The sequence below is a fragment of the Ruegeria arenilitoris genome (assembly GCF_013030985.1).
In the GTDB taxonomy this organism is placed as follows: Bacteria; Pseudomonadota; Alphaproteobacteria; order Rhodobacterales; family Rhodobacteraceae; genus Ruegeria; species Ruegeria arenilitoris_B.
The window spans coordinates 188,773-213,086 of record NZ_WPYP01000001.1 but is presented as its reverse complement, the minus strand read 5'-3'; the positions used below and the strand labels follow the sequence as shown (position 1 = coordinate 213,086).

26 protein-coding genes are annotated in these 24,314 nt (G+C 60.7%); 12 read left to right on the top strand and 14 right to left on the bottom strand.

The window, feature by feature from the left end:
- The first annotated feature begins 68 nt into the window (after nucleotides 1–68).
- Nucleotides 69–569 carry a flavin reductase family protein gene (locus GOX88_RS01070; protein ID WP_170398039.1) on the top strand — a complete coding sequence of 167 codons (501 nt, stop codon included), beginning with the start codon at nucleotides 69–71 and terminating at the stop codon, nucleotides 567–569.
- Here GOX88_RS01070 and GOX88_RS01065 read toward each other — a convergent pair.
- Genes GOX88_RS01065 through apbC form a run of 3 tightly spaced genes read right to left on the bottom strand, consistent with a single transcriptional unit; the run spans nucleotide 566 to nucleotide 2,795 of the window.
- Nucleotides 566–1,045 (bottom strand): DUF6505 family protein, encoded by a 480-nt coding sequence (locus GOX88_RS01065; RefSeq protein ID WP_170400220.1) that lies wholly within the window; start codon nucleotides 1,043–1,045, stop codon nucleotides 566–568. The genes GOX88_RS01070 and GOX88_RS01065 overlap by 4 nt on opposite strands.
- The gene (locus GOX88_RS01060) at nucleotides 1,045–1,737 is read right to left on the bottom strand and encodes a biotin/lipoate--protein ligase family protein (RefSeq protein ID WP_170398036.1); all 693 of its coding nucleotides are present in this window, start codon (nucleotides 1,735–1,737) and stop codon (nucleotides 1,045–1,047) included. The genes GOX88_RS01065 and GOX88_RS01060 overlap by 1 nt, the downstream gene beginning before the upstream one ends.
- Nucleotides 1,734–2,795 (bottom strand): iron-sulfur cluster carrier protein ApbC, encoded by a 1,062-nt coding sequence (gene apbC / locus GOX88_RS01055; protein WP_170398033.1) that lies wholly within the window; start codon nucleotides 2,793–2,795, stop codon nucleotides 1,734–1,736. The genes GOX88_RS01060 and apbC overlap by 4 nt, the downstream gene beginning before the upstream one ends.
- A 108-nt stretch (nucleotides 2,796–2,903) precedes the next feature.
- Here apbC and GOX88_RS01050 point away from each other — a divergent pair, with 108 nt between their 5' ends.
- A complete protein-coding gene (locus GOX88_RS01050; RefSeq protein WP_170398030.1) occupies nucleotides 2,904–3,632 on the top strand; it encodes a c-type cytochrome in 729 nt (242 codons plus the stop codon).
- On the opposite strand, the gene GOX88_RS01045 is transcribed toward GOX88_RS01050, so the two are convergent.
- Complete coding sequence (locus tag GOX88_RS01045) at nucleotides 3,626–5,578, bottom strand: 4Fe-4S binding protein (RefSeq protein ID WP_170398027.1); 1,953 nt, start codon at nucleotides 5,576–5,578, stop codon at nucleotides 3,626–3,628. The two genes, GOX88_RS01050 and GOX88_RS01045, sit on opposite strands and share 7 nt — an antisense overlap.
- A 231-nt stretch (nucleotides 5,579–5,809) precedes the next feature.
- Between GOX88_RS01045 and GOX88_RS01040 the strand changes: the two genes are divergently transcribed.
- The 10 genes from GOX88_RS01040 (at nucleotide 5,810) to GOX88_RS01000 (ending at nucleotide 14,961) form a co-directional block, all read left to right on the top strand.
- Nucleotides 5,810–6,364: a DUF3305 domain-containing protein gene (locus GOX88_RS01040; RefSeq protein WP_170398024.1), complete on the top strand. Its 555-nt coding sequence runs from the start codon at nucleotides 5,810–5,812 to the stop codon at nucleotides 6,362–6,364.
- Nucleotides 6,361–6,939, top strand: a complete 579-nt coding sequence (locus GOX88_RS01035; RefSeq protein ID WP_170398021.1) for a DUF3306 domain-containing protein — start codon at nucleotides 6,361–6,363, stop codon at nucleotides 6,937–6,939. The genes GOX88_RS01040 and GOX88_RS01035 overlap by 4 nt, the downstream gene beginning before the upstream one ends.
- Nucleotides 6,926–7,537 (top strand): TorD/DmsD family molecular chaperone, encoded by a 612-nt coding sequence (locus GOX88_RS01030; protein WP_170398018.1) that lies wholly within the window; start codon nucleotides 6,926–6,928, stop codon nucleotides 7,535–7,537. Before GOX88_RS01035 ends, GOX88_RS01030 begins: the two co-directional genes overlap by 14 nt.
- Nucleotides 7,538–7,595: 58 nt before the next feature.
- Nucleotides 7,596–7,784 carry a ubiquinol-cytochrome c reductase iron-sulfur subunit N-terminal domain-containing protein gene (locus tag GOX88_RS01025; protein WP_170398015.1) on the top strand — a complete coding sequence of 63 codons (189 nt, stop codon included), beginning with the start codon at nucleotides 7,596–7,598 and terminating at the stop codon, nucleotides 7,782–7,784.
- 131 nt (nucleotides 7,785–7,915) lie between these two features.
- Entirely contained in the window at nucleotides 7,916–10,810 is a 2,895-nt protein-coding gene (locus tag GOX88_RS01020; protein ID WP_170398011.1) for a formate dehydrogenase subunit alpha, read from the top strand.
- A gap of 11 nt (nucleotides 10,811–10,821) precedes the next feature.
- Nucleotides 10,822–11,415 carry a formate dehydrogenase FDH3 subunit beta gene (fdh3B, locus tag GOX88_RS01015; RefSeq protein ID WP_170398009.1) on the top strand — a complete coding sequence of 198 codons (594 nt, stop codon included), beginning with the start codon at nucleotides 10,822–10,824 and terminating at the stop codon, nucleotides 11,413–11,415.
- Nucleotides 11,416–11,485: 70 nt separating this feature from the next.
- On the top strand, nucleotides 11,486–12,688 hold the full coding sequence (locus GOX88_RS01010) for a formate dehydrogenase subunit gamma (RefSeq protein WP_170398006.1): 1,203 nt from the start codon (nucleotides 11,486–11,488) through the stop codon (nucleotides 12,686–12,688).
- On the top strand, nucleotides 12,689–13,966 hold the full coding sequence (locus tag GOX88_RS01005) for a c-type cytochrome (RefSeq protein ID WP_170398003.1): 1,278 nt from the start codon (nucleotides 12,689–12,691) through the stop codon (nucleotides 13,964–13,966). It abuts the gene before it with no gap.
- Nucleotides 13,963–14,088, top strand: a complete 126-nt coding sequence (locus GOX88_RS23600) for a hypothetical protein (RefSeq protein WP_302478164.1) — start codon at nucleotides 13,963–13,965, stop codon at nucleotides 14,086–14,088. Before GOX88_RS01005 ends, GOX88_RS23600 begins: the two co-directional genes overlap by 4 nt.
- Complete coding sequence (locus GOX88_RS01000; RefSeq protein ID WP_170398000.1) at nucleotides 14,089–14,961, top strand: helix-turn-helix transcriptional regulator; 873 nt, start codon at nucleotides 14,089–14,091, stop codon at nucleotides 14,959–14,961.
- Nucleotides 14,962–14,967: 6 nt separating this feature from the next.
- Here GOX88_RS01000 and GOX88_RS00995 read toward each other — a convergent pair whose 3' ends face one another.
- The 10 genes from GOX88_RS00995 to GOX88_RS00950 form a co-directional block, all read right to left on the bottom strand.
- Nucleotides 14,968–15,783, bottom strand: a complete 816-nt coding sequence (locus GOX88_RS00995; RefSeq protein ID WP_170397997.1) for an extracellular solute-binding protein — start codon at nucleotides 15,781–15,783, stop codon at nucleotides 14,968–14,970.
- Between the two features lie 20 nt (nucleotides 15,784–15,803).
- Nucleotides 15,804–16,538 (bottom strand): ATP-binding cassette domain-containing protein, encoded by a 735-nt coding sequence (locus tag GOX88_RS00990; RefSeq protein ID WP_170397975.1) that lies wholly within the window; start codon nucleotides 16,536–16,538, stop codon nucleotides 15,804–15,806.
- Nucleotides 16,531–17,244, bottom strand: coding sequence for an ABC transporter permease (locus GOX88_RS00985; protein ID WP_170397973.1), 714 nt, complete (start codon nucleotides 17,242–17,244; stop codon nucleotides 16,531–16,533). The genes GOX88_RS00990 and GOX88_RS00985 overlap by 8 nt, the downstream gene beginning before the upstream one ends.
- 153 nt (nucleotides 17,245–17,397) lie before the next feature.
- Complete coding sequence (locus tag GOX88_RS00980) at nucleotides 17,398–18,387, bottom strand: ABC transporter substrate-binding protein (protein ID WP_170397971.1); 990 nt, start codon at nucleotides 18,385–18,387, stop codon at nucleotides 17,398–17,400.
- Nucleotides 18,388–18,443: 56 nt separating this feature from the next.
- Entirely contained in the window at nucleotides 18,444–19,289 is an 846-nt protein-coding gene (locus GOX88_RS00975) for an ABC transporter permease (RefSeq protein WP_170397968.1), read from the bottom strand.
- On the bottom strand, nucleotides 19,286–20,218 hold the full coding sequence (locus GOX88_RS00970; protein WP_170400219.1) for an ABC transporter permease: 933 nt from the start codon (nucleotides 20,216–20,218) through the stop codon (nucleotides 19,286–19,288). Before GOX88_RS00970 ends, GOX88_RS00975 begins: the two co-directional genes overlap by 4 nt.
- Nucleotides 20,211–20,996 (bottom strand): ABC transporter ATP-binding protein, encoded by a 786-nt coding sequence (locus GOX88_RS00965; protein WP_170397965.1) that lies wholly within the window; start codon nucleotides 20,994–20,996, stop codon nucleotides 20,211–20,213. The genes GOX88_RS00970 and GOX88_RS00965 overlap by 8 nt, the downstream gene beginning before the upstream one ends.
- Nucleotides 20,993–21,319 (bottom strand): hypothetical protein, encoded by a 327-nt coding sequence (locus GOX88_RS00960; protein WP_170397962.1) that lies wholly within the window; start codon nucleotides 21,317–21,319, stop codon nucleotides 20,993–20,995. Before GOX88_RS00960 ends, GOX88_RS00965 begins: the two co-directional genes overlap by 4 nt.
- Nucleotides 21,320–21,394: 75 nt before the next feature.
- Nucleotides 21,395–22,849, bottom strand: a complete 1,455-nt coding sequence (gene hydA / locus GOX88_RS00955) for a dihydropyrimidinase (protein WP_170397959.1) — start codon at nucleotides 22,847–22,849, stop codon at nucleotides 21,395–21,397.
- 93 nt (nucleotides 22,850–22,942) lie between these two features.
- The gene (locus GOX88_RS00950) at nucleotides 22,943–24,193 is read right to left on the bottom strand and encodes a Zn-dependent hydrolase (RefSeq protein ID WP_170397956.1); all 1,251 of its coding nucleotides are present in this window, start codon (nucleotides 24,191–24,193) and stop codon (nucleotides 22,943–22,945) included.
- Nucleotides 24,194–24,314 lie beyond the last annotated feature (121 nt).

Genomic DNA, 24,314 nt, shown 5'->3' with positions numbered 1-24,314 from the left:
ATTCACCTTTTCATGGACAATCCCCGCAGGCCGTGGCACCTGATGCGCGGCCACTGCACGAGCGCACGATGACGGAAAAGACCTTCACCCCTACCCCGGACCAAAGCTCCGCATTTCGCGAAGCACTGGGGTGTTTCGGAACCGGCGTCACCGTCGTCACGACGAACTCGGGCAACGGACCGCGCGCGATCACCGTCAATTCGTTTTCGTCGGTGTCACTGGATCCGCCGCTGGTGTTGTGGTGTCTGGCCAACGATTCACACCGGTTTAATTCCTTCAACGCCTGTCAGCATTATTCCATTCACGTAATGGCCGAAGAGCAGCAGGATCAGGCGTTGAGGTTCGCCCGCAACGGGTTGGATTTTTCACATGCTGTTTGGGAAACCGATCACAAGGGCCGACCGCAGCTGGCCAATTGTCTGGCGCGGTTCGATTGCCAGCTTCATGCCAAACACGAGGCCGGGGATCACCTGATCCTTGTTGGCGAAGTCGAACAGGTGATGTACCGCACCGGCAAGGGCCTGATTTTCAAGCGCGGTCAGTTCGGCGGGTTCGCGGACCTGCTTTAATCATCCAACGAGCCGTGAACGGCCAGAGCCTCAAGCTGCGTTTCCTGTGGGGTGATGATGCGAAATGCCTCGTGCACGCCACTTTCGGACAATTCGCGCGCAACGGTCAGCAGAGTATTGGGCGCGTGTTCCTCACACAGTTCGGCCATATGGGTGATCTCGGTCTGCGCCACACCCAACGCGGCCTCAACCGAAGGCGCGCCGTAGAATTGCACGAAATGCTCGGCCAGATTTCGCGCGATCTGGTCCAGTTCCGACTGTTCGATCTGTGTGACGGCTACAAAGGTCACCCGTCCGAATGTCTCGACCCCCAGCCAGCCGTTCGAAAAGGCCTGTCGCGCCTTACCTTCCAGATCGGCCTGCCCCCAGTTCGAAAACTCGAACCCGCCCGAGATGCACCATTCTCCGGTTCGGGCCGGGGAATGGAAGACGTTAATGTCGCTTTCATCGAAATGGATCGCGCGGGCCAGTTTCATCATCCGTTCTCCAACAATTCGGTCAGGGGGCGCAGGTGGGTTTCGGCACCGTCGCGGATCAGCATCCCAAAGCGTTCGTCCGTGCCCAGAAAAACGCCGGTGTCACAGGGTTCGCCGACACCACGTAACAAGCCCATCCATTCACCGTGCAGCGGCGCATTGCCGTCCTCTTGCCAGCGGTTGAGCCAGGTCAGCATATGCCGCGACCAACTTTCGACCAGTTGCACCGGCGAAACCTCGGCACAGCCTTCGTCATAGAGGGCCGTTACTTCCGGAGTTTCTCCCGGTGTCACGCTGGTTTGCATCAGCGCCAGTTCCCATCCGACCACTAACCAGTCGGGCTCTTCGTTCGCAGTTGCTGTGGACGCTGCGACACGGAACGCACCGCATTTCGCACCGTTCACGCAGATCAATCCGTCCCAGCCCAGATGCACGGCCACCTCGGGCGGGGCCAGTGCGCCCAGCGCGTTCTGGAACCCGACAGCGCACAGGGGCAACATCGCCATGGCATCCTGCAACGCAACCTCGGGCGCGAATACAATCGCCACCCGCAGCCGGTCGGCCTGAATGTTGTAAACGACCGACCCGGCGTCACAGCCCAGCGCCGCCATGGACTGTGCGCGTTCGAACGGATCTTCCCCACCCTGCACCGGATGGCCCGACAGCAAGGGGGGAAAGACCGGCTGGGTCATGCCTTGCCCTTGGCAATCATATCGCGGGCGATCTTGCGGAACGCCTCGGCCTGCGGGCTGTCGGGTTTGCTGACCACGATGGGCGCACCACCGTCCGCCGCCACCCGGATATCCAGATGCAGAGGAATTTCCCCCAGCAGCGGAACGTCCAGCGCCTCGGCCTCGGACTTCACGCCGCCATGACCGAACACGTGCTCCTCATGCCCGCAGTTGGAACAGATATGGGTGGACATATTCTCGATCATACCAACGATGGGCGTCTTGAGCTGGTTGAACATGTCGATCCCCTTGCGGGCGTCGATCAGGGCCACGTCCTGCGGGGTGGAAACAACAATGGCGCCATCCACCTTGAACTTCTGGCTGAGCGTCAGTTGCACGTCACCGGTTCCGGGCGGCAGGTCAACGATCAGCACGTCCAGCGCGCCCCATTGCACCTGGTTCATCATCTGCTGCAGCGCGCCCATCAGCATGGGACCACGCCAGACAACCGCCTGCCCTTCATTGGTCATCAGACCCATCGACATCATGGTGACGCCGTGATTGCGCAACGGCAGGATGGTCTTGCCATCCGGGCTGGCCGGCCGGCCTGAGACACCCAGCATCCGGGGCTGCGACGGGCCGTAGACGTCGGCGTCCAACAGACCCACACGACGGCCTTCGGCCGCCAAGGCACAGGCGAGGTTGGCCGAAACGGTGGATTTACCGACGCCACCTTTACCCGAAGCTACGGCGATAATCCGGTCCACGCCCGGAACGGCCTGCGGACCGGTTTGCGAGGGCTTGGGCTTAGGTTTCAGATCCGGCGGCGCCTTGTCGGAATGCGCGGTCATCATCGCCGAGACCTTGGCCACCCCGTCCACCATCTGCGCCGCCTTCTCGGCGGTCGCGCGAACCGGCTCCATCTGCTCGGCGTATTTCGGGTCAATCTCCAGCACAAAGCGCACCGTGTCGCCCTCGACGTTCAACGCACGCACCACACCCGCGCTGACGATATCCTGACCAGACACAGGATCAGTGATCTTCTTCAGGTTCGCCAGAACCGCGTCACGAACACTCATGCCGTTACCCCTTTGACTTGACCCACCACGAGGTTGCGTTTCATTGCATGTGTCTCCGTCTTGTTCAGTTCATTTGACGCATTCGGGGCCGGGCCGTTAGGCTGGGCCATGCGCTTTGTCCTCTTGTGCCTGAGCCTGACGCTCTCTGCCAGTCCCTCTTGGTCGCAGGAGGCATTGGGTCTGGCCGCCCCGGCCGAGGTAAAAGACTCTGGTCTGTTGCAACATATCCTTCCGCGCTTCTCTCTCAAGACCGGGATACGCGTTATTGCGGATGATGCGGGCGTTTTAGTGCTGGAAACCGCGCCACCAGGCGATCCGGTCTTTGCCCGCGACGGCGTGATCTATCACCTCCGGATCGGAGACAACGCCAGGCACGAACGGTTCCGCGACTGGCTGTTGTCCGATATCGGCAAGAACACTGTAGAAAGCTTTACACCCGAACACGGCACGCCCTTCTCTGCCCGTATCGAGGCCACAGCGACACAAGCCGACCCGGTAATCGACGGTGACACCGCCCGAGGTGAGGAACTGTCGATGACCCATTGCGGACGCTGCCACGTGATCGGGCCAAAGAACCGCATGAACGGGTTGGGCTCTACGCCCTCTTTTGCCGTGCTGCGCGCGATGCCCGACTGGTCGGAACGGTTTGAGGCGTTCTTTGCGCTGAACCCCCATCCCGCTTTCACCCAGATCGACGGGCTGACCGCACCTTTTGATCCCGCGCGCCCCTCGCCCATACATCCGGTCGAGATGACCGTGGAAGAGCTGGACGCCATCCTGGCTTTCGTCTCGGTCATCAAGGCGGCCGATCTGGGTGCGCCGCTACAGTTTCAGTGATCCTTGCGTTTTGAGAAATAGTCCTCGGTCGTAACCACCTTGGGCTTGGGATTGGACTGAAACGGGTTGTCCTGCTGCTGGAACTGCGTGTTCACACGGCAATTGTCGCACATCTGGATCATCCGGGCCTTGTCCGAGGTGGCAAACATCGGATGCGTACCCGAAAGCTTCTCCATGATCCGCTCGACGGTTGACTTCACACCGAACAAGGCGCCGCATTCGACACAGGCAAAGGGTTCCTCTTCATTCAACACCAGCTGCGATAAGGCCGCATCACAGAGGTCAAGCTGCGGAACCAGCGTAATCGCGTCCTCGGGGCATATCCCCTTACACAGCCCACATTGCAGGCAGGCATCCTGCTGGAAGTTCAACTGCGGTTTGTCCGGGTTATCAACCAATGCACCCGACGGGCAGAGAGAGACACAGCTGAGGCACAATGTGCAGGCATCCGTATTCACTGCCACGGCCCCGTAAGGCGCGTTTTCGGGCAAGGGCAACGGAGTCTCCGCCTGCGGGTTCAGCGCCTGCGCCGACAGCCGCGCGATTTGTCTTCGATTGCCCAGAGGCAGCACCGGATCCGCCAGAGGTGGCGGGACTTCCTGCGCATATAGCAAATACACCAACGCGTCCGGGTCAGCCTCATCCATCAGCTCCGTCTTACCCGGCCCGGCAATCGCCTGCGCCAGTTCCAGTTCCCGGACCAGCGCATCGCGTTCGGTGGCCGGAGCCAGCAGCACATCGACCCGGGCAAAGCCGTGCGCCAGTGCGGCCAACATCTCGGCATGGCCAAAGCCCGAGATCACGTTCAATTCTAACGGAATAACGTCCGCAGGAAGGCCGCGACCGAACCGGGCGGCCAGCCGGATCATCTCGGCCCCGTGGGCGTCATGCACCAACAACCGGGGTGCGGTGCCACCTGCGCGCCGATAAGTGCACGCAAGAATGTGCATCCGAGACAACAGGGCCGAAACCGGCGGGTCTTCGTAGGTGATCGCCGTTGACGGGCACACCGCCGCGCATTCGCCACACCCGGCGCAGATCATTGGATCGATGGTCACATGCTCACCAGCCGGAGTGATCGCACCTGTTGGGCAGATATCCAGACAGTTGGTGCAAGCCACCTGTTCGGCACGGGAATGGGCGCACAGCGTCTCTTCCATCCGCACGTAGAGCGGTTTTTCGAAGGTTCCGACCAGTTGTACTGCCTCAAAGGCCAGACGCTCGACGGCGACTTTATCCCTCGGGTCGGCGCGCAAATACCCCTCACGCTTCGCGGGGGCTTGCACGAACGGCGTTCCCCCGGTCAGGTCGATCACGATGTCACAGGCGGATTTCGCCCCGTCGCGCGGCGCGGACCACGCAAAAGCACCACGCCCGCCCGGCTCGACCTGCTGCAGGGCGTCCAGCCGCAACGAAAACCCGCCCAGCGCACCGGTCAGCGACCGTACCCGCCCGCGCACCACGTCATAGGCCCGCGAGAACGGCTGGGCGTCATCGGTGACCAGCACCGTAACCGCCAGCGTCGTTGCCAGACGTTCGGCCAGATCAAAACACGGCTCCCCCGGCCCGATGAGGAAACAGGTGCCCTCGCTGAACACGTCCACGCTGGGTGTGATCGGCTGCGGTAGCATCGCCTCGGCGGCCAGGGCGGCCATCTTGGGCACCGCATTAGCACCCTGCTCGGACCATCCGGCGCGGTCGCGCAGGTCCACAAACCCCGGCGTTTCGATATTCATCTCTTCGGCAAGCGCGCTGAACACCTCCTGCTCCTGCCCACAGGCAATCACGGTGTCCCCGGCCTGCATCAGCGAGGCCGCAGATTCCAGTTCGGTGGTACACAGCGCCGTATGAACCCGGGAACACGCAGCACCGCAGGCCGACGCGATCTTCTCGGCGTCCAGTTCCTGCGTCCCCGCACAGTCGCATAGCAGAATTTTTGTGCCCATGGCCTCCCCTCCCGGACGTCCTTCCCTTCTTGGGTTCAGATTAGGGTGTCTGCAAAAAGTGGCAATCCCCGCTAGACAAACTACCTGCGTACCGGGTCTATGAAAGGGCGCAGCCTCATAAACAATTGGTGATTGCGTCCATTGGGAACAGTTCAGGCTTGGCACAAAGCCGGATTGTGTACCATAGTAGACGCAATGGAAGGCAGGGGAGAGCCTTCCGGGGAGGACTAAGTGGCGAAGGCCGCAAGCCAGATTGAAATGCCAATCGGCGTCGTCGTGCGCAAAACACCCGGTGTAACCCGCTGGGCGAAATGGAACTGGCGCGCAGTTGCCGTTTTGCCCGGTGCTGGACCTGCCGACTGGCAGGAACTGCGCCGCGAGGGTGAAGCTGTGGAGTATCACGCGGCGACCCTCCCGCTTACGCTATGGCCCGATGAGGCCGAGGCCTACATGGTCAACCTCTCCGACGGCCAGCCCTCGATCTATCTTGTTCTGCGTGATGCTCTGGATGGAGAGCGCCCAATGGATGCGGTGCTTGTCACGGCGTCCCCGTTCGAAGGGCAGGATTATGCGGATACCGGAGAAGAGATCGTCGAAAAAATCCCGATGACCGAGGGGCTGATCGCCTGGGTTCGCGACTTCGCGTTGGAACACCACCGCGATGAGGTTTTCATCAAACGCCGTCGCGACAAGAAGCGGACCGATCTGGTCGAGGACGGCAAAGGCGATGCCCGTATCCGTCAGACCTCGGATGTCTACCGCGCCCCGCGGAGGATCGTGCAATGACCCAAGCCCGCGATTTCTGGTCCCGCCGCAAGGCCGCTGTTCAGGCCGAGGCCGAAGCCGAGGTTATCGCGGCCGAAGAACAGGCAGTCGCAGCGCAGCAGGCCGAGCTGGACGAAAAGTCGGATGCCGAGATACTGGCCGAGTTCAACCTTCCCGATCCCGATCAGTTGCAGGACGGGGATGACGTCTCGGGCTTCATGGCCAAGGCGGTGCCCGACCGTCTGCGCCGTCGCGCGCTGCGGCGGTTGTGGCGGCTGAACCCGGTGCTGGCCAATGTGGACGGGCTGGTTGATTACGGTGAGGACTATACCGACGCGGTGTGTGTGATCGAAAACATTCCCACCGCCTATCAGGTTGGCAAGGGCATGTTGGCCCATATCGAAGCTTTGGCTGCGGAAGCCGAAGAGAGTGAGCCTGAACCGGTCACTGAGGAACCGGAGCCAGAGGTGAGTGATGAACCGACGCCCGAGCCGCTCGTTATCGCCGAAGCAGAAGCCCCCGAAGAGGTCGACCTGCCCCCCACCCCGCGCCGCATGAAATTTGAATTCGAAGGATATCCCCATGACCGCAAGTAAGGCGCATCAAATGGACGTCTCGACCGAAGATCGCCTGCGCGCGGATTTCTACAATTTTCTCGGGCTGATGTTGGCCGCTCCTCCGGATCAGATGCTGCTGGAACAGGTGGCTAGCCTGACCGGGGATGAGACCGATCTGGGTCAGGCCATTCAGGCCATGGCGCGGGTGGCAAAGGTCACCAAACCCGCGGCGGCCGAACGTGAGTTCAACGCCCTGTTCATTGGACTCGGCCGAGGTGAGCTGCTGCCCTATGCCAGTTTCTACCTCACCGGCTTCCTGAACGAGAAACCTCTGGCCCAGCTGCGCAACGACATGGCCGCACGCGGCATCACGCGGGCGCAGAACGTGTTCGAACCCGAAGACAACATCGCCTCGCTGATGGAGATGATGGCGGGCATGATTGTTGGCCGCTTTGGCGCGCCTGCCTCGCTTGAGGATCAGAAAGCGTTCTGGAACAAACATATCGGCCCCTGGGCCACGCATTTCTATTCGGATTTGGAAGCAGCCGAGAACTCGGTTCTCTATGCGTCCGTCGGCACCGCCGGTCGGGTGTTCATGGAGATCGAGCGGGAAGCGTTCCGAATGACGGCGGCATAACCCGCCACTCGCCAGCGCCCGAATTGGCGCTAGATCGCAAATGGGAAAGGAGGAACCCATGAGCAAGACCAAGGAAGAAGGCGCCACGCGCCGCGACTTCCTCAAACTGGCCGGAACCGCAGCGCCTGCTGCTGTTGCCGCCGCCAGCCTGACCGGAGAGGCCGAAGCAGCCAAGTTGCCAACGGACGAAACCCGGATACAGGACACCGCGCATACCCGCGCCTATTTGGAAAGCGCGCGCTTCTGAGCCGCGACGACAGCGCCCGGCTCTGAACCGGACGACGTCACCACCCGACTGACGGTTGCGATTGGCCCTGACGTCGGCACAAAAAGTACCAAGCCAGCCATGGCTGACATGGCGAGCAAGGGAGGAAACCAATGTTAAGGAAAAAGACCAACGGGGTTGCGAGACGCCCCCAGCGGACAAGTATCCTGTCCCAGGTCGGCGAGAAAACCGTCGATCGCCGCGCGTTTCTGCGTGGCTCGGGCCTGACGATCGGCGGATTGGCCGCGATCAGCGCCACGGGTGGAACCGTGACGCCAGCCAGTGCCCAGACAGCGGCGAACCAGGCCGTTGATAATATCAAATCCGTATGCACCCACTGTTCAGTCGGCTGTACTGTCGTAGCCGAAGTGCAAAACGGCGTCTGGATCGGGCAAGAACCCGGTTGGGACAGCCCGTTCAATCTGGGTGCACACTGCGCCAAGGGGGCCTCGGTCCGCGAGCACGCCCACGGCGAGCGCCGCCTCAAGTATCCGATGAAAAAGGAAGGCGGCGAGTGGAAGCGCATCAGCTGGGAAGAGGCGATCAACGAGATCGGCGACGGCATGATGAGCATCCGCGAGGAATCCGGGCCGGACAGCGTGTACTGGTTGGGTTCTGCGAAGCACAACAACGAACAGGCCTATCTGTTCCGCAAGTTCGCCGCCTACTGGGGCACGAACAACGTGGACCATCAGGCCCGTATCTGCCACTCAACCACTGTTGCGGGTGTAGCGAACACATGGGGCTACGGCGCCATGACCAATTCGTACAACGACATCCATAACTCTCGGGCCATCTTCATCATCGGCGGCAACCCGGCCGAGGCGCACCCCGTCTCGTTGCTGCATGTTCTGCGCGCGAAAGAGCGGAACAACGCGCCGCTGATCGTCTGCGACCCACGCTTTACGCGCACCGCAGCGCATGCGGATGAATATGTCCGCTTCCGCCCCGGTACGGACGTTGCGCTTGTCTGGGGGATCCTGTGGCACATCTTCGACAACGGATGGGAAGACAAAGAGTTCATCCGCACCCGTGTCTGGGGCATGGACCAGATCCGTGAAGAAGTTGCCAAGTGGACCCCGGAAGAGGTCGAACGCGTCACCGGCACGCCGGGCTCGCAACTGCGTCGCGTGGCCCGCACCATGGCCAACAACCGTCCAGGTACGGTGATCTGGTGTATGGGCGGTACGCAGCACACCAACGGTAACAACAACACCCGCGCCTACTGCGTGCTTCAGCTTGCCTTGGGCAACATGGGCACCTCGGGTGGTGGCACCAACATCTTCCGCGGCCATGACAACGTGCAGGGCGCGACGGACCTTGGTGTTCTGTCCCACACCCTGCCCGGCTATTACGGTCTGTCCAAAGGGGCATGGGGCCACTGGGGCCGTGTCTGGGGTGAAGACTCCGAATGGCTTGCAGGTCAGTTCGCCACGATCAAGGACAAGGACGGCAAGGACAAGTCGCTGCAGAACGAGCGCGGCATCCCGGTCTCGCGTTGGATCGACGGTGTTCTGGAAGACCCGGCCAACATGGATCAGGACAACAACGTCCGCGCCATGGTTCTGTGGGGTCACGCTCCGAACTCGCAAACGCGGGGCCCGGAGATGAAGACGGCGATGGAGAAGCTGGACATGCTGGTCGTGATCGACCCGTATCCCACCGTCTCGGCCGTTCTGCATGACCGTACCGATGGCGTCTACCTGTTGCCCGCCTGTACGCAGTTCGAAACCCGTGGCTCGGTCACGGCATCGAACCGGTCGTTGCAGTGGCGCGACAAGGTGGTTGAGCCGCTGTTCGAAAGCCTGCCGGACGAGGTCATCATGGCCAAGTTCGCCAACAAGTTCGGCTGGGCGGACAGGCTGTTCCGCAATATCGAAATGGAAGACCCGGAAACCCCGAATGTTGAAAGCATCACGCGTGAGTTCAACAGCGGTCTCTGGACCATCGGCTATACCGGCCAGTCGCCCGAGCGCCTGAAAAGCCATATGGCCAACCAGCACACGTTCGACAGAACCACGCTGCAGGCCATTGGTGGGCCCAATGACGGTGAATATTACGGTCTGCCCTGGCCATGTTGGGGTACGGCGGAGATGGGGCATCCCGGCACGCCGAACCTCTATGACATGTCCAAACCGGTGGCCGAAGGTGGCCTGACCTTCCGTGCCCGTTTCGGTGTGGAACGCGACGGCGACAACCTGCTAGCCGAAGGGGTCTATAGCGCTGGGTCGGAAATTCAGGATGGATACCCTGAATTCACGATGCAGATGCTGATGGACCTAGGCTGGGACGGTGATCTGACCGCCGAGGAACGCGCGGCCATCGATGCCGTTGCGGGTCCCGAGACCAACTGGAAAACCGACCTGTCGGGCGGCATCCAGCGGGTCGCGATCGAGCATGGCTGCGCGCCCTTCGGGAACGCAAAGGCCCGCGCGGTCGTCTGGACCTTCCCGGATCCGATCCCGCTGCATCGCGAGCCGCTCTATACCAACCGGCGCGATCTGGTGGAGGACTATCCGACCTACGAAGACCGTCAGGCCTATCGCCTGCCCACCCTTTATGCCTCGATCCAGAAGAACGACTTTTCAAAGGATTACCCGATAATCCTCACGTCTGGTCGTCTAGTCGAATATGAAGGCGGCGGTGAGGAAAGCCGGTCGAACCCGTGGCTGGCCGAGCTGCAGCAGGACATGTTCGTCGAGATCAACCCGCGCGATGCCAACAACCTTGGTATCCGTGACGGGCAACAGGTCTGGGTCGAAGGTCCCGAAGGCGGTAAGGTCAAGGTGATGGCGATGCTGACCAACAGGGTCGGCGCTGGCGTGGCCTTCATGCCATTCCACTTCGGCGGCCATTTCCAGGGTGAAGACCTGCGGCACAAATACCCCGCAGGAGCCGATCCTTATGTCTTGGGTGAAAGTTCCAACACCGCCCAGACCTATGGCTATGATTCAGTAACCCAGATGCAGGAGACCAAAGCGACTCTCTGCAAAATCTCGGCAGCGTAAGGAGGACGATAATGGCTAGAGCAAAGTTTCTCTGCGACGCTGAACGCTGCATCGAGTGCAACGCCTGCGTCACCGCGTGCAAGAACGAGCACGAGGTCCCATGGGGCATCAACCGCCGTAGGGTGGTGACGATCAATGACGGCAACCCGGGCGAACGCTCGATTTCGGTTGCCTGCATGCATTGCTCGGATGCGCCCTGTATGGCGGTGTGCCCGGTCGACTGCTTCTATCAGAACGAAGAAGGCGTCGTCCTGCACTCCAAGGACCTGTGTATCGGTTGCGGTTATTGCTTCTACGCGTGCCCGTTCGGTGCGCCGCAATACCCGCAGGCGGGCAACTTCGGATCGCGCGGCAAGATGGACAAATGCACCTTCTGCGCTGGCGGCCCCGAGGAAACGCACTCGACCGCAGAGTTCGCCAAATATGGTCGCAACCGGATCGCCGAGGGCAAACTGCCCCTTTGCGCCGAGATGTGCTCCACCAAGGCCCTGCTTGCCGGTGACGGCGACGTGGTTTCGGCCATCTACCGCGAGCGTGTCGTCGCCCGTGGCTTTGGCTCGGGCGCGTGGGGTTGGGGCACGGCCTACGACCAAAAAGGCGGCTGATCCGTCTACATGAAAAACAGGTGATCCGCCCGTGCGGGTCGCCTGCTTTGGAATTTTGACCGAGGTTCAGATGTTCCGCTTGTTCATCGCATTCCTGTTCGCCCTGGGGTTAACCAGCGCCGCTCTGGCGCAGTCCACCGAGGCAGAAGCCACAACCGAAGAACGCGCCCAAACCGGTGGCGCGACCACGCTTGAGGATATCCTCGCACGGCAACGCGGTGAGAAAGTGGATAACAGCTATCGCTCGGGAAACACCGGTCAGGGGAATGCCGAGGGTTTGTTGGGTCAGCTCGGTACACGCGGCATTGCGTCCGACAGCGATGTTTACCGCGCCATACGATATGGCTCGGCGGATACTACGGTTTCGTCCAAAGGCCCCGCAGCGGGCGTCCTGATTCAGGATGGTGGAATGTGGTGGCTGACCTTCCGCACCGGGCCACTGCGTGAATACGGTACTTACATCTTGGGCGGGATGGTCGCCATTATCGTTCTGTTCTTCCTGATCCGCGGGAAAATCCGCATTGACGGGGAAAAGACCGGCCGCACCGTCACCCGTTTTAACGGCTTCGAACGTTTCGGCCACTGGCTATTCGCCGGGTCTTTCTTGGTGCTCGGGGTAACCGGGTTGCTGACTCTCTATGGGCGTGACTTCCTGATCCCGATCTTCGGCAAAGAAGGCTTCGCGACCATCGCCCAAGGCTGCAAATGGCTGCACAACAATCTGGCTTGGTCCTTTATCCTGGGGCTGATCATCGTCACCGTGAATTGGATCGCCCACAACATCCCCAACCGCACAGACCTGAAATGGCTGGCAGCCGGAGGGGGACTGTTCACCAAGGGCAGCCACCCGCCCGCCAAAAAGTTCAACGCAGGTCAAAAGGTGATCTTCTGGGCCTGCATCCTGCTGGGTGTTTCGATCAGCCTGTCGGGCCTGTCCCTGCTGTTTCCGTTTGAGTTGCCGATGTTTGCAAAGACTTTCGAGATCGCCAACTCGACCGGCATTCCCCAGATGTTCGGGCTAACCCTGCCATCGCAGATGTCTCCGCAAGAGGAAATGCAATACGCTCAGGTCTGGCACGTGATGGTCGCCTATGTGTTCATCGCCATCATCATCGCCCACATCTATCTCGGCTCGGTCGGCATGGAAGGCGCCTTCGATGCGATGGGCTCGGGTGAGGTCGAAGAGCAATGGGCGCGCGAGCATCACTCGCTGTGGCTGGAAGAGGTGCAGGACAAAGAGGCCGGCAAGGCTGCGGCCTCACCCGCCGAATAGATGCGCTGGCTGGCTCTGGCACTGGCGCTGGTTCCCCTGCCCGCCTTGGGCGAGTTTTTCACGCTGAAAGGTCACGGCGGGCCGATCATGGGGATCGCCGCTGCGCCCGACGGGCGGATTGCCACTGCCAGTTTCGACAATTCCGTTGGTCTGTGGTCGGACCGCAAGCCCGAATGGCTGGAGGGGCACGAGGCCGCCGTCAACTCTGTCGCCTTCAACGGGCGCGCGATCTATTCGGCCGGAGATGACTTCACCCTGCGCCGCTGGCCGGGCGGAGAGATTGTCGGCCAGCACAAGGGTAAGATCGTGGGACTTGCGGCCTCGAAAACCCATGTGGCTACTGCCAGTTGGGATGGTACGATCGGGCTGTGGCCCGAGGATGGATCAGCCTCGCAAAGGCTTGAGGCAGGCAGCGGTGTGAACGCCGTGACGTTTTCCCCGGATGGTTCGACGCTGTATTCGGCGGGCATGGACGGAACGCTGCGGGAGTGGGATGTGGCCACCGGGCAGGAGACCGGACGGCTGATCGAACACGGGTTTGGGATCAACGAACTGGTTCTGAATGCCCGGGACAATTGGATCGCCTATGGCGCGGTGGACGGCGTCACCCGCATTCTGGACCTGACCACCGGGGATGTGCGCGACTTTACCCTCGAACGCCGCCCTATTCTGGCGCTGGCGCTCAGCCCGGATCGCAGCCTGTTGGCTGTGGGCGATGGTCAGGGATACATCATGGTGATCGACACCGCCGAGTGGCGTATCGCGCAGGATTTCCGCGCCACCCTGCGCGGGCCGGTCTGGGCGCTGGCCTTTTCTCCCGACGGTCAGAACCTGCACGCAGGCGGTCTTGATGAGGCAATGTACAGCTGGCCCGTCACCGCGCTTGGCGACCAGACGCAGATGGCCGCCACCGAACCCAGCTTTCTGAAAAACCCCGATGAGATGAGCAACGGAGAACGCCAGTTCGCCCGCAAATGCTCGATCTGTCACAGCCTGACGCCCGACGGGCAACGGCGCGCGGGTCCGACCCTGCATGGCATCTTTGGCCGCAAGGCTGGCACGCTGCCGGGATATTTCTACTCGGACACGCTGCAAGACTCTGATATCATTTGGAATGACGAAACGATAAACGCCCTTTTCGATCAGGGGCCAGACCACTACATACCGGGGTCAAAGATGCCGATGCAGCGGATCACACAGGCCAGCGACCGGGACGACCTGATCACTTTTCTGCGCCGTGCGACAGCACCGGAAAACGGAACCGGAGGAGACCAATGAAAGCCTTTCTTGCCGCTGTGGCCGCAATGGTCGTAATTACCGTCGCCGCGCCCTTCACTTTGCAACAGATCGGGTTCAGCGCCGCTGACGCGGGCTCTGGTGCGGCGGTGCGGCTCGACTGAATGTCCGAATATCTGACGACCAAAGAACTGGCCGACCTGCTGCGCATTGGCGAGCGCAAGGCCTATGATCTGGCTTCTTCCGGCGAGGTCCCCTGCGTCCGCGCCATGGGCAAGCTGCTGTTTCCCCGGGCCGAAGTTATTGCGTGGCTGAACGCATCCCGTTCTGGCCCGCAGGTGGCTGAACCGCCCCTGCCCCCGATTGTCGCTGGCAGTCACGATCCGCTGCTGGACTGGGCCTTGCGCGAAAGTGGCTCGGGTCTGGCTACCTATTATGATGGCTCGTTCGACGGCTTGACCCGCCTGAAGGACCGAACAGCGCAAGCCGCCGCATTGCATATCCACGAAGACGATGGGTTCAACACGCAGGCCCTGCGCGACAATCTGGGTGAGGCCCCGGTTGTTCTGTATGAAGTCGCGCGCAGGAAACGCGGGCTGCTGCTGGCACCCGATGTCTCCGGTATAGCGGGCTTTGCAGACCTGAAAGGTCGCCGGGTGATCCTGCGTCAGGACAGCGCCGCCAGCCAACGGCTGTTCGACGCAGAGCTCAAGGCCCACAGTCTGACGCGCGAGGATCTGGACGCCCTGCCCACTTGCGCCCGCACCGAAGAGGAACTGGCCATAGCCCTGCATGACAGCAAGGCCGAGGCCGGGTTCGGACTGGGGGCTTTGGCAGGCCTTTATGATCTTGGCTTTTCCCCGACCCATTCAGAACGTCTGGACCTTGCGATCTGGCGGCGGGCCTATTTCGACGACCCGATGCTCAAACTGCTTGGATTCGTGCAATCGGACCGTTTCACCACCCGCGCCGCCGAGTTCGGTGGATATGATCTGTCCGGTCTGGGGACGATCCACCACAACGGCGCAAGCGGTTAGCCTCGGTCACTTGGCGTTGGGAAAGAACAGCTGCTGACCTTCCAGCTTATAGGACTCGATCGCCGCCTGCCCATCCGGACCAGTCAGCCAGTCGATGAACCTCTGCCCCGCCGCAGCCCGCACACGCGGGTGCTTTTCGGGGTTCACAAGGATGACACCGTATTGGTTGAACAAACGCGGGTCGCCTTCGACCAGAACTTCGAGTTTGCCCTTGTTCCCAAAGGACTGCCACGTGGCGCGATCCGTCAACACGTAGGCGTCCATTCCGCTGGCCACGTTGAGTGTCGCCCCCATGCCCGAGCCCGTCTCTCGGTACCATTCGCCCGACGCCTCGGTCGGATCGGAACCGGCAGCACCCCACAGGCGCATCTCGGCCTTGTGGGTGCCACTGTCATCCCCGCGAGAGGCAAAGGGCGCCTCGGCCTCGGCCACGGCGCTCAACGCCGCCACGATATCCGCGCCACCCTTAATCTTGGCCGGGTCCGATTTCGGCCCGACCAGGACGAAATCGTTATACATCACGTCGAACCGCTCAACGCCCCAACCATCCGCGACGAACTTCTCTTCCGCGTCTTTGGCGTGCACCAGCAATACGTCCCCATCTCCGTTGATTGCATTGCGGATCGCCTGCCCGGTGCCAACTGCGACGACACGAACGTCGATGCCCGTCTCGGCCTCAAACCCCGGCAGGATGTAATCCAACAGGCCCGAGTTCTGCGTTGATGTTGTCGATTGCACGACGATAAACGGCTCTTCGGCGCTGACTGACGTTGCCGTCAGGCCAAGAGTTACCACTGCTGCCCGAACAATATTCCGGATCATTTCGATCTCCATTATTTTGATTAAGTCACCAGCCCACCAGCCAAATACCGACGCGACGCGTCACTTTCGGGGGCATCCAGTATCTGTTTGGCGGCCCCATGTTCAACCACATGGCCGCCCTGCATCATCACGATATCGGCGGCCAACCGCCGAGCCTGCCCGATGTCATGCGTGACCATGACGATCCGGACCCCACGGGTCGAGGCGCGCAGGATCATCCGTTCGATCATCTGCGTTGCGCTTGGGTCTAGCGCGCTGGTGGGTTCGTCCAGAAACAGCGTTTCGGGGTCCAAGGCAAGAGCGCGCAGGATCGCCAGCCGTTGCGCCTCCCCCCCGGACAGGGACCGCGCGGATTGCCGGGCCTTGCCGTCCAACCCACCTTCGGTCAGCAACTCCTCGATACGGGCTTTGCGGGCGCTGCGGGACAGTCCTTGCCGTTTCAGTACGAAATCCAGATTGGCCGCAACCGACCGGCGCAGCAACACGGGTTGCTGAAACACCATCGCCTGCCGCGCCTTGTGTTCGGCATTCAGGACCACTCCGTCCTGCCGGACCTGCCCGCGATCGGGCACGATTAGCCCGTGCAGGCAGCGCAAAAGCAGACTTTTGCCCGACCCGTTCGGCCCAAGGATCAGAGTCGGTCCCGGCCCATCCATCGACAGGTGCTCTACATCCAGCAACGCCTTACCTTTGCGGGTGATCCGCACCCCGTCGACCGATAGACAGCTAGTCATTTCATTGACCAGATCACGCATGGCGCAACCCCTCCTGCTCGGCCCGCAGGCTGAGCGTGCTGACCATGGCATTCACAGCTATGGCAATCCCGATCAGGATGGCCCCCAGCGCCAAGGCCAGCGCTAGGTTGCCCTTGGACGTCTCAAGCGCGATGGTCGTCGTCATCACCCTGGTCACATGGTTGATGTTGCCGCCGACGATGATAACTGCCCCGACCTCGGCAATCGCGCGGCCAAACCCGGCCAGCAATGCGGTTACCAGCGCCAGCCGTGCATCCCACAGCAGCACCGGCACCGAGGCCAGCCGCGACACACCTAACGAGCGCAGCTGTTCCGAATATTCCTCGGCCAGCATCTCGACCACTTGCCGGGTCAGTGCCGCAACAATAGGTGTGACCAGTACGACCTGCGCGATGATCATGGCGGTCGGCGTGTAAAGCAGTTCAAGAACGCCCAACGGTCCCGAGCGCGACAGCATCAGATAGACCAGCAACCCCACGACAACCGGTGGGAACCCCATCAGGGCGTTCATCAGCACGATCACAGCGCGCCGCCCCGGAAACCGCGCAACCGCGAGCGCGGCCCCGACAGGCATCCCGATCAGAGCGGAAATCAGGACGGCGAAGATGGAAACTTTGAGGGATAACAGCACAATCGCCCACAGTTCTGCATCCCCTTGGAGGATCAGAGACAAGGCTGAGTTGAATTCCGTTGCAAATCCCTGCATTTTCTACCTATATATCGGCATTTCGTATGAAATGCGCCTGATTACAGGATAATACTAGCCTGACTGCACACCAAGTACAGACACGTTTCCGACATATCAAAAAGAAAACGCGGCCCCGTTTGGGACCGCGCGTGTTCAAGGTTTGAGGCGGGATCAGTTCAGAGCTGCATCCGTGATCTGATGTGTCCAGGCGCCCTCGGGTTGCTTGGTGATCACCGGATCGGACCCGCCAGCCAACAGAGTGCCCACGGTGCGTTCGAAATCCGCCGGGTCCAGCGCACCGTTCGAACCGGCGGTCAGCTTGGCGATCTCACCCATCATGCGCTTCTGATGCTCTTCAGTCTGGGCACCGGTGGCGTCATTTTCTAGGACGATATCGGCAGCCTCATCAGGATGCTCTTCGGCGTATTTCCAGCCCTTCATCGAGGCCCGGACGAAACGCTCCATCTTGTCGGTGAACGCCGCATCGTTGAGGTTTTCTTCCAGAACGTACAGGCCGTCCTCCAGCGTGGCGACGCCCTGATCTTCGTATTTGAAAGTCACCAGCTCATCCGGGCTGACGCCTGCGTCGATGACCTGCCAGTATTCGTTATAGGTCATGGTGCTGATGCAATCGGCCTGACGCTGCAACAGAGGATCGACGTTGAAGCCTTGCTTCAGAACCTCGACACCGCTGTCGCTCTTGCCGCCGGTGTCGATGCCCAACTGGCTCATCCAGCTCATGAACGGGAATTCGTTGCCAAAGAACCATACACCCAAAGTGCGGTTCTTCAGATCCTCGGGTGAGGAAATCCCGGCGTCCTTCCAGCATGTCAGCATCATGCCCGAGCTTTTGAACGGCTGCGCGATGTTGACCAGCGGCAGACCCTTTTCGCGCGCGGCCAGCGCCGCAGGCATCCACTCAACGGTCACATCAGCACCACCGCCCGCGATCACCTGCGTCGGTGCGATATCAGGGCCACCCGGCAGAATGGTGACGTCCAAGCCCTCTTCTTCGTAGAACCCTTTATCTTTGGCCACGTAGTAGCCCGCGAACTGCGCCTGCGTGACCCATTTGAGCTGCAATGTCACCTCATCCGCTGCCAGCGCCGCGCTGGCTGCCAGGCTGAAGGCGGCAACCGCCCCGCTGAGTAGCTTGTTCATCTTCATATCTCCTAGTTGTTGTTGGTGCCCCGTTTTCGGGGTCTGTTGAAGTTTTGTTATCCTCTTTGCGACGGGTGCCAGAATGTCACCGCTTTTTCGATCATGGCCACCAGCCCATAGAACGCCGTCCCGGCCAATGCGGCCACGACGATCTCGGCCCAGACCATATCCAGCGAGAGTTGTCCGACGCTGGTCGAGATCCGGAATCCCATGCCCAGGGTTGGCGAACCAAAGAACTCGGCCACGATAGCGCCGATCAGCGCCAGAGTGGTAGAAATCTTTAGACCATTGAAAATAAACGGCATCGCGGCCGGTAGTCGGAGTTTGAGGAAGCTCTGCCAATAGGTCGCCGCGTAGGTTTCCATCAGGTCGCGCTGCATGGCCGTGGCCTCGCGCAAACCCGCCACGGTGTTCACCAGCATCGGGAAGAACACCATCACCACGACCACAGCGGCCTTGGAGTGCCAGTCGAACCCGAACCACATCACCAAGATCGGAGCGGTCCCGACAATCGGCAATGCCGCGACGAAGTTTCCGACCGGCAGAAGGCCGAGGCGCAGGAAGTCCCAGCGATCCACCGCAATCGCCATCAAGAAAGCCGATCCGCAGCCGATGATATAACCGCTGAGCGCGCCTTTGATGATGGTCTGCACGAAGTCGGCCCACAGGACCGGCAGGCTGCCACCAAAGCGCACCGCGATCACCGAGGGTGCTGGCAAGATGACCAAGGGCACTTCAAGCCCCCGCACCACCAGTTCCCAGATGCCAATCACGGTCAAGCCGAACACCAGCGGCGCGACAAACCGCACCAACCGGGTACCGGCATAAGGACCGCTGGCCAGACGCCCGTTCAGCCACCAGCCGAACAGCCACAGAAGGATTGCACAGAATACAAAGATCATTGCGCCATCCCCATCCGCTTGAGCACGGTCCGCTCGACCAACCCCAACAAGCCGACCAAACAGGCGGCCAGAATGGCTGCGGCAAACAAGGCCGACCAGATTTGCACCGTCTGACCGTAATAGCTGCCCGCCAACAGGCGCGCGCCCAGACCGGCGACCGCCCCGGTCGGCAGCTCACCCACGATGGCCCCGACCAGTGAGGCCGCGATGCCGATCTTCAGCGAAGTGAACAGGTACGGCATCGACGCTGGCAAGCGCAGCTTCCAAAACCCCTGGGACCGGCTGGCGTTATAGGTCCGCAGTAGATCCAGCTGCATCGCATCTGGGCTGCGCAGGCCTTTGACCATGCCAACGACGACGGGAAAAAAGCTGAGATAGGCAGAGATAATAGCCTTGGGAATGATCCCCTGAACACCCACCGAATACAGCACCACAATGATCATCGGAGCCAGCGCAATGATCGGAATGGTCTGGCTGACAATGGCCCATGGCATCACCGAAAGGTCCATAACCCTGCTGTGAACGATCCCGACGGCCAACAGAATGCCCAGCCCAGTACCGATCGCAAAGCCCAGCATCGTTGCGCTCAACGTCACCCAGCCGTGATAGAACAGCGACCGTTTCGAAGTGATCTTCTTCTGCGCCGTCGTCTCCCACATCTCGATGGCCACCTGATGTGGGGCTGGAAGACGAGGCCTTTCCTGCTCCCACGTGGCCGGAATGGCAAATCTGTTGTTCAACGCCAGACCGAATTCGGACATGTCGCGCCGCTCCTTGGCGGACGGAGGCTGCACCTCAGCGCCTGTCCTTTCCTGTTCGGTCAGAACACCCTTGATGTTCATCGGCACACAGGCGGCGTACCAGAATACGCCGATTACCAACAACACCGTAAGAACGGCCCAAAACGCATGTAACTCCTGTCTAAACATCGGCATGCCCCGCCCGCAGCCCCTCGCGTACACGATGCGCCACTTCGATGAATTCCGGAGTATCGCGAATATCCAGCGGTCGTTCTTTCGGCAGAGGGCTGTCGATCACGTCCGTGATCCGCCCAGGTCGCGGGCTCATCACCACGATCTTGGTGCTGAGATACACCGCCTCGGGGATCGAGTGCGTTACGAAACCGATGGTCTTTTCCGTCCGCGCCCAAAGCGCCAGAAGCTGTTCGTTCAGGTGGTCGCGCACGATCTCGTCCAGCGCGCCAAAGGGTTCGTCCATCAACAGGATATCGGCATCAAATGCCAGCGCCCGCGCGATACTGGCGCGCTGCTGCATCCCGCCCGACAGCTGCCAGGGAAACTTGCCGCCAAACCCCGCAAGATCAACAAGTTCCAGAACCTTGCTCACCCGCTCTTCCTGCTCCTTGCCCGAGTATCCCATGATCTCAAGCGGCAGTTTGATGTTCTTGGCAATAGTCCGCCAAGGATACAGACCCGCCGCCTGAAACACATAGCCATAAGCCCGGTTCCGCCGCGCCTCATCCGCCGTCATGCCGTTGACGGTCAGCGCTCCTCCGGTCGGCGATTCCAGCGCTGCGATACAACGCAAGAAGGTGGTCTTGCCGCAGCCCGAGGGGCCGATGAAGCTCACAAACTCGCCTTTGTTGACGGTCAGGTTTACATCCTTAAGGGCCTGGACCGGGCCATCGTTTGTTTGGAAGGTGAGGTCGAGGTTTTTAGCCTCAATTACCGGCGCACCAGTTGTCATTCTTTATTAGTCCCCAATCTTTCGACCCAAAGCCAAACCAACCCAGCAATCGCTCCTGCAACGCTAAACAGTAGTAGGCCATGCAAATCGACCACCAAAGGTCGTCCAGTCATATTTTCGGTGTTGAGCAAAAGGTACACCGCCGCACCCGTCACTGCGCCACAAACCCCAGCCGTTATCGGATGAAGAAGGTGAAAGATCACCGCAATCATCCGCAGTACAAAGGCCGGAATGGCTGAGAACACTACAGCCAACGGCAACGTTATTCCCGCCTGAATGACCAAACCGACTTGTGCTGGCCATGGCTGCCTAAAGATGCTCATTTGCCATCCCCAAATGATCAGGGACGCGCAATACACTGCTGCCAAGTACCCCAAAACACCGCGAACAACCGCCACTTACACCCCCGTCGCCGGGATACCCGTCCGCTCGACCGGTCGCGGCGCGGTCAGCTCTTTCCAGGTGCTCAGCGCCTTGTTCACGTGACCATTGGGTTCGCGCGCGACAAACTCACCATGCCCTTCCTGAGTGCGAATTTCACCGTCATGCACCGCCACTTGACCGCGTGTCAGGGTAAAGCGCGGCAGACCTTTGACCTCTTTCCCCTCGAACACGTTGTAATCGATCGAGGATTGTTGCGTGTCCGCACTGATCGTTTTGGTTTTTTCAGGGTCCCACACCACGATATCCGCATCAGCCCCAACTAGGATCGCACCTTTTTTCGGGTAGCAATTCATGATCTTGGCGATGTTTGTTGACGTCACGGCGACGAACTCGTTCATTGTCAGTCGTCCGGTATTCACCCCATGGGTCCACAGCATCGGCATCCGGTCTTCCAAGCCGCCCGTGCCATTCGGAATCTTGGTGAAATCGCCCACGCCAAAGCGCTTCTGCTCGGTCGTAAAAGCACAATGGTCGGTCGCCACTACGCTCAGAGTACCCGAGTGCAGACCGTTCCACAGACTGTCCTGGTGCTGCTTGTTCCGGAACGGAGGGCTCATGACCCGCCGCGCCGCGTGATCCCAATCCTGGTGGAAATACTCGCTCTCATCCAGCGTCAGATGCTGAATCAGAGGCTCACCCCACACCCGTTTGCCCTGCATCTTGGCCCGGCGAATGGCTTCGTGAGCCTCTTCACAGGAGGTATGCACCACATAGAGCGGCACACCCGCCATGTCGGCAATCATGATGGCGCGGTTGGTCGCCTCACCTTCCACCTGCGGCGGACGCGAATAGGCATGGGCTTCGGGGCCGGTGTTGCCTTCGGCCATCAGCTTGGCCTGCAACTCGGCCACAACGTCACCATTCTCGGCGTGCACCATGGCAATACCGCCCAGTTCGGCCAGACGCTTGAACGAGGCAAAAAGCTCATCGTCGTTCACCATCAGCGCGCCCTTGTAGGCCATGAAGTGCTTGAATGTGTTGATGCCGCGCGTCTCGATCACCGTCTTGATGTCGTCGAACACCTGTTCGCCCCACCATGTCACCGCCATGTGGAACGAGTAGTCGCAATTCGCCCGCGTCGATTTGTTGTCCCAGCGCTTCAACGCATCCAGCAGCCCCTCACCGGGGTTCGGCAGCGCGAAATCCACCACCATCGTGGTGCCCCCGGCCAAAGCCGCACGCGTACCGCTTTCGAAATCATCACTGGAGTAAGTGCCCATGAATGGCATTTCCAAATGGGTGTGCGGGTCGATCCCACCCGGCATGACATAGCACCCGGTCGCATCCAGTTCCTTGTCACCTTTCAGATCCATTCCGATCTCGGTGATCACTCCATCTTCTACCATTACATCCGCCTTGTAAGACAGATCGGCGGTCACGACGGTTCCGTTCTTGATGACAGTGCTCATTTTAATCTCCCTGTTGCGGTCTGCGCCGCTTGCTTCATCTGGCCAAAAATACCTCGGGGGAGTCGCCCAGCGGGCGACGGGGGGCCGAGCCCCCTATTCCACGATCTCCGCCGTCTCGACGACTGCGTGAAACAGAACATCCGCCCCGGCAGCAGCCCATTCCTTGCTGATGTCCTCGGCCTCATTGTGGCTCAGCCCGTCCACGCATGGGCACATGACCATCGCGGTCGGCGCCACGCGGTTGATCCAGCATGCATCATGCCCGGCGCCCGAAATGATGTCGGTATGCGAAAAGCCCAGCCGCTCGGCCGCATCGCGCACAGCCGCTACGCAGCCATCATCGAATTTCACCGGATCAAAACCACCGACCTTCTCGAACTCGATCTGCAGACCCATCTTATCGACAATATCCTCGGCCGCGACACGCAACCGATTCTCCATATCCGTGATCACGTCCAGATCGGGTGAACGGAAATCGACTGTGAAGACCACCTTGCCCGGAATCACGTTGCGCGAGTTCGGATAAACGTCGATATGCCCAGCCGCACCCACCGCATGGGGCGCATTTGACCACGCGATCTCGTCCACCTTTTCCAGAATCCGCGCCATTGCCAGACCGGCATTCTTGCGCATCGGCATCGGGGTCGAGCCGGTATGAGCGTCCTTCCCCGTCACTGTGACCTGCGTCCAGCTCAGGCCCTGCCCGTGGGTGACAACACCGATATCCTTGCCTTCGGCCTCAAGGATTGGCCCCTGTTCGATGTGCAGCTCAAAGAACGCGTGCATCTTGCGAGCGCCAACCTCTTCGTCGCCCCGCCAGCCAATGCGCTGCAACTCATCGCCGAACTTCTTGCCCTCGGCATCCTCGCGGTCATAAGCCCAATCCTGCGCGTGAACCCCGGCAAAAACGCCCGAGGACAACATCGCCGGCGCATATCGCGTGCCCTCTTCGTTGGTCCAGTTGGTCGCCACAATGGGGTGCCGGGTCTTGATGCCCAGATCGTTCAGGGTGCGGATCACTTCCAAACCGCCCAGCACCCCCAAAACGCCGTCATACTTTCCGCCCGTGGGTTGTGTATCCAGATGCGAGCCGACATAGACCGGCAGCGCCTCGGGGTCAGTGCCCTCGCGGCGGGCAAACATGTTACCCATCTGGTCCAACCCCATCGTGCAACCGGCGTCCTCACACCATTTCTGGAACAGCGCGCGCCCTTCGGCATCCTCATCGGTCAGGGTCTGGCGATTGTTGCCACCCGCCACACCGGGGCCGATCTTGGCCATCTCCATCAGACTGTCCCACAACCTGTCGCCATTGATCCTGAGGTTCTGCGCCGGAGCTGCCATTTTCTTCTTCCCTGTTGCTTGCGATTTAGCTCGCTTTTGGTGTCTTGATTTGACCATCTGGTCAAACTCACGCTATCACGGGTTGGTCATCAGTCAAGAAATTGCGAGACACCGTCGATAA

What these genes read in the sequence shown, in the direction of transcription:
- GOX88_RS23600 (WP_302478164.1), top strand. Translation starts at nt 13,963, where the DNA reads ATGAAAGCCTTTCTTGCCGCTGTGGCCGCAATGGTCGTAATTACCGTC.
- GOX88_RS00990 (WP_170397975.1), bottom strand. Translation starts at nt 16,538, where the DNA reads ATGCGTGATCTGGTCAATGAAATGACTAGCTGTCTATCGGTCGACGGG.
- hydA (WP_170397959.1), bottom strand. Translation starts at nt 22,849, where the DNA reads ATGAGCACTGTCATCAAGAACGGAACCGTCGTGACCGCCGATCTGTCT.
- GOX88_RS00970 (WP_170400219.1), bottom strand. Translation starts at nt 20,218, where the DNA reads ATGTTTAGACAGGAGTTACATGCGTTTTGGGCCGTTCTTACGGTGTTG.
- GOX88_RS01025 (WP_170398015.1), top strand. Translation starts at nt 7,596, where the DNA reads ATGAGCAAGACCAAGGAAGAAGGCGCCACGCGCCGCGACTTCCTCAAA.
- GOX88_RS00950 (WP_170397956.1), bottom strand. Translation starts at nt 24,193, where the DNA reads ATGGCAGCTCCGGCGCAGAACCTCAGGATCAATGGCGACAGGTTGTGG.
- GOX88_RS00960 (WP_170397962.1), bottom strand. Translation starts at nt 21,319, where the DNA reads ATGAGCATCTTTAGGCAGCCATGGCCAGCACAAGTCGGTTTGGTCATT.
- apbC (WP_170398033.1), bottom strand. Translation starts at nt 2,795, where the DNA reads ATGAGTGTTCGTGACGCGGTTCTGGCGAACCTGAAGAAGATCACTGAT.
- GOX88_RS00975 (WP_170397968.1), bottom strand. Translation starts at nt 19,289, where the DNA reads ATGATCTTTGTATTCTGTGCAATCCTTCTGTGGCTGTTCGGCTGGTGG.
- GOX88_RS01035 (WP_170398021.1), top strand. Translation starts at nt 6,361, where the DNA reads ATGACCCAAGCCCGCGATTTCTGGTCCCGCCGCAAGGCCGCTGTTCAG.
- GOX88_RS01030 (WP_170398018.1), top strand. Translation starts at nt 6,926, where the DNA reads ATGACCGCAAGTAAGGCGCATCAAATGGACGTCTCGACCGAAGATCGC.
- fdh3B (WP_170398009.1), top strand. Translation starts at nt 10,822, where the DNA reads ATGGCTAGAGCAAAGTTTCTCTGCGACGCTGAACGCTGCATCGAGTGC.
- GOX88_RS01000 (WP_170398000.1), top strand. Translation starts at nt 14,089, where the DNA reads ATGTCCGAATATCTGACGACCAAAGAACTGGCCGACCTGCTGCGCATT.
- GOX88_RS01060 (WP_170398036.1), bottom strand. Translation starts at nt 1,737, where the DNA reads ATGACCCAGCCGGTCTTTCCCCCCTTGCTGTCGGGCCATCCGGTGCAG.
- GOX88_RS00985 (WP_170397973.1), bottom strand. Translation starts at nt 17,244, where the DNA reads ATGCAGGGATTTGCAACGGAATTCAACTCAGCCTTGTCTCTGATCCTC.
- GOX88_RS01065 (WP_170400220.1), bottom strand. Translation starts at nt 1,045, where the DNA reads ATGAAACTGGCCCGCGCGATCCATTTCGATGAAAGCGACATTAACGTC.
- GOX88_RS01010 (WP_170398006.1), top strand. Translation starts at nt 11,486, where the DNA reads ATGTTCCGCTTGTTCATCGCATTCCTGTTCGCCCTGGGGTTAACCAGC.
- GOX88_RS00995 (WP_170397997.1), bottom strand. Translation starts at nt 15,783, where the DNA reads ATGATCCGGAATATTGTTCGGGCAGCAGTGGTAACTCTTGGCCTGACG.
- GOX88_RS01005 (WP_170398003.1), top strand. Translation starts at nt 12,689, where the DNA reads ATGCGCTGGCTGGCTCTGGCACTGGCGCTGGTTCCCCTGCCCGCCTTG.
- GOX88_RS00980 (WP_170397971.1), bottom strand. Translation starts at nt 18,387, where the DNA reads ATGAACAAGCTACTCAGCGGGGCGGTTGCCGCCTTCAGCCTGGCAGCC.
- GOX88_RS00965 (WP_170397965.1), bottom strand. Translation starts at nt 20,996, where the DNA reads ATGACAACTGGTGCGCCGGTAATTGAGGCTAAAAACCTCGACCTCACC.
- GOX88_RS01070 (WP_170398039.1), top strand. Translation starts at nt 69, where the DNA reads ATGACGGAAAAGACCTTCACCCCTACCCCGGACCAAAGCTCCGCATTT.
- GOX88_RS01020 (WP_170398011.1), top strand. Translation starts at nt 7,916, where the DNA reads ATGTTAAGGAAAAAGACCAACGGGGTTGCGAGACGCCCCCAGCGGACA.
- GOX88_RS01050 (WP_170398030.1), top strand. Translation starts at nt 2,904, where the DNA reads ATGCGCTTTGTCCTCTTGTGCCTGAGCCTGACGCTCTCTGCCAGTCCC.
- GOX88_RS01045 (WP_170398027.1), bottom strand. Translation starts at nt 5,578, where the DNA reads ATGGGCACAAAAATTCTGCTATGCGACTGTGCGGGGACGCAGGAACTG.